Source organism: Aeromonas sp. MdU4 (genome assembly GCF_041929505.1).
GTDB lineage: Bacteria > Pseudomonadota > Gammaproteobacteria > Enterobacterales > Aeromonadaceae > Aeromonas.
The window spans coordinates 1-2,869 of sequence record NZ_JBHFMW010000034.1 but is presented as its reverse complement, the minus strand read 5'-3'; the positions used below and the strand labels follow the sequence as shown (position 1 = coordinate 2,869).

Here is a 2,869-nt window from a genome sequence, read left to right as displayed (position 1 = left end):
ATCCGCTATCCGCTATCCGCCATCCGCTTTGAGATTGCGATGGCAACCCACTCTTTCTCGGTCGGGTGGAGATAGAGAAGCGGTAATTCGGTTGGATATGGGAAGGGCGGGTAACGTTGGGCATAAACAAGATGGTGCTTATTGTGCGTGGGGTCGCCGTTAATGGGGCTGTTGCGGAAATTAAAAGGGCCACCGCTCGGTGGCCCATCGGTGGAGTCTGATCCTGACTCCGGCACTCTAGATTGTGGCAATCTCGCTATGGGTCTTGTCTATGGTGCCCTCCTTGCGCGCCAGGCGCTTGTTCAAATATGCCAGTGCTGATGCCGCAAAGCCTTCATGCTGTGTTGAGGTAGCAAGGCCGCGTGCTTGGGGTACTCACAAATAAAATGTTCGATTCCCTCCATCAGTTGTTCACGCATTGAAATAACGGGCTCATGCCAGGCTTGCAGGCATAAATGGCCGGGAATCAACTGCTCCTGATAATCTTCCAGCAGTTGCTCTGGCCAGGGTTCAATACCGGAATTGCGTTGCAGCAAATAGTGGGCGGCGGGCTCACGAGCATAGATGAACTGAATTTGGGCCAGATCGCGTTGGCTTAGCGTTTGACTGTTGATGTGACAGGTCAAATATTTTCCCGTTTTCAGATCCAAAAAATGACCGCGTTGCCGACAGGGGACGATGCGATACCACGGCAGGGGTGAGGAGAGAGAATACCCCTCAAGCTCCTGTTCCAACCAGTGGCGACACTCAGGTGTCTGCACCTCGTCGAGCATGGACTCGAGCTGTGTCAACAAGGCTCTGGATGGTTTGATTGCCAGTTTCGCACTCATCGCCTGCAATCCTCCCTCTGCACACAATCCCGACTATGAGTATGGACCCTGTTTGACCAGAGGGGTAAGAAATCTAATGATTAAAAGTGGATTAGCAGAGCGGTTTTTATGCACTTAACCCACCAAATAGGTGCCGGTGCCGAAGGCGATATGAGTCCCCTCTTCATTGTGCAACTCCATCCGGGCGACGGCGACCTTGCTGCCAGCCCGGATGATGTGGGCGGTGGCGATAAACTCGTTGCCGCGCCCCGGGCGCAGGTAGTCAACTCGCAGATCTATGGTGCCGAGGCGGGCGAAGCGCTCCTTGAGATAGCTGGGAGAGAACTCCTCCAGCTCATCGATACAGGAGGCGGCGACAATCATGCCGCCCGCCACATCGAGCAGACTGGCGGTGACGCCACCGTGCAGGATGTTGTGGAAAGGGTTGCCGATCAGCTTCTCGTCCATCTTGATGCGCAGCTCCACCTTGTCGAAGTCGTAGTGGGTGACCTGCATGCCGATCAGCTTGTTGAAGGGCATCTTCTCGGCAAACAGGTTGGCAATGCCACTGAGCGCCATCTTCTTGAGCATCTGTTTCATTCTCTGATCCCAATCCTTGTCATCAAAGCCGAGTAAAAACTCCAGTCAGTCTGCAACAGTTTCTTAACAGTCGCAATGGCAGGTTTATTGTGGGCGGCGGCTGCTTTAGAATGGCGACCCCAAAGGAGAGCCCATGACCGCGATTGCCGAAACCCTGCCAGATCCTCAGCCAGAGAGTCCGCTTGCCCTGCTGCAGGCGGTCTTCGGCTATCAGCAGTTTCGGCCCGGTCAGCTCGAGATCATTGAGCAGATAGTCGCGGGGCGCGATGCACTGGTGCTCAAGCCCACCGGCGGCGGCAAGTCGCTCTGTTACCAGATCCCGGCGCTGCTGCGCCCCGGGCTCGGGGTGGTGGTTTCCCCCCTCATCTCGTTGATGAAGGATCAGGTCGACAGCCTGCGCGCCAACGGCGTGGCGGCGGTCTACATCAACTCGGCTCTGAGCCGGGAGGAGATGATCCAGAACTTTGCTGCCATGCGTCGCGGCGAGATAAAGCTGGTCTATGTCTCCCCCGAGCGACTGTTGCAGCACGAGTTCATGGATCGGCTGGCGGAGCTGCCGCTCGGCCTGTTCGCCATTGACGAGGCCCACTGCGTCTCCCAGTGGGGTCATGATTTTCGGCCGGAATATGCGGCGCTGGGGCGGCTCAAACAGTGGTTCCCGCAGGTGCCGGTAGTGGCGCTCACGGCGACGGCCGACGAAGCGACCCGCAGCGATATGTTGCACCGGTTGGAACTCCACGATCCCTTTATCCACACTGCCAGCTTCGATCGCCCCAATATCCGCTACAGCCTGGTGGAGAAGTTCAAGGCAGCCGAGCAGCTGCTGCGCTACGTGCATAGCCAGAAGGGCAACTGCGGTATCGTCTACTGCTCCAGCCGCAACCGGGTGGAGGAGGTGGCCGAGCGGCTATCCCGCCACGGCTGCAAGGCGGCGCCCTATCATGCGGGGCTGCCGCTCGAGCAGCGCCAGCAGACCCAGGATGCCTTCCTCAAGGATGATGTCGAGATCGTGGTGGCGACGGTGGCGTTTGGGATGGGTATCGACAAGCCCAACGTGCGTTTCGTGGTGCACTACGACATTCCGAAGAACATCGAATCCTACTATCAGGAGACCGGTCGTGCCGGGCGCGACGGTACCCCGGCAGAGGCGCTGCTGCTCTACGATCCCGCCGATATCGGTCGGGTGCGCCGCCTGCTCGACAACATCGAGAATCCCCAGCAGTTGCAGGTGGAGCAGTACAAGCTCAACGTGATGGCGGCCTTTGCCGAGGCGCAGACCTGCCGCCGTCAGGTGTTGCTCAACTATTTTGGCGAGTACAACGACAAACCGTGCGGCAACTGCGATATCTGCCTCGATCCGCCCAAGAGCTATGACGGCACCGAAGATGCCCAGAAGGCACTCTCCTGTGTCTGGCGGGTGGGGCAGAACTTCGGGGTGGGCTATGTGGTGGAGGTGCTGG

Annotated in this window: 3 protein-coding genes; 1 reads left to right on the top strand and 2 read right to left on the bottom strand. The window is 58.2% G+C overall.

The genetic code is table 11. The annotated features are described in order from the left end of the window. Positions 1-302 precede the first annotated feature (302 nt). Together ACE1BR_RS20190 and ACE1BR_RS20185 are read right to left on the bottom strand one after the other, a co-directional pair. Positions 303-830: a hypothetical protein gene (locus ACE1BR_RS20190; RefSeq protein WP_374873438.1), complete on the bottom strand. Its 528-nt coding sequence runs from the start codon at positions 828-830 to the stop codon at positions 303-305. Between the two features lie 114 nt (positions 831-944). After that, positions 945-1,409 carry a thioesterase family protein gene (locus ACE1BR_RS20185; protein ID WP_374873436.1) on the bottom strand — a complete coding sequence of 155 codons (465 nt, stop codon included), beginning with the start codon at positions 1,407-1,409 and terminating at the stop codon, positions 945-947. Between the two features lie 133 nt (positions 1,410-1,542). On the opposite strand from ACE1BR_RS20185, the gene recQ reads away from it, so the two are divergent. Further along, positions 1,543-2,869 (top strand): DNA helicase RecQ (gene recQ, locus ACE1BR_RS20180; RefSeq protein ID WP_374873434.1); only part of this gene is annotated, 1,327 nt, incomplete at its 3' end.

What these genes read in the sequence shown, in the direction of transcription:
- ACE1BR_RS20190 (WP_374873438.1), bottom strand. Translation starts at nt 830, where the DNA reads ATGAGTGCGAAACTGGCAATCAAACCATCCAGAGCCTTGTTGACACAG.
- ACE1BR_RS20185 (WP_374873436.1), bottom strand. Translation starts at nt 1,409, where the DNA reads ATGAAACAGATGCTCAAGAAGATGGCGCTCAGTGGCATTGCCAACCTG.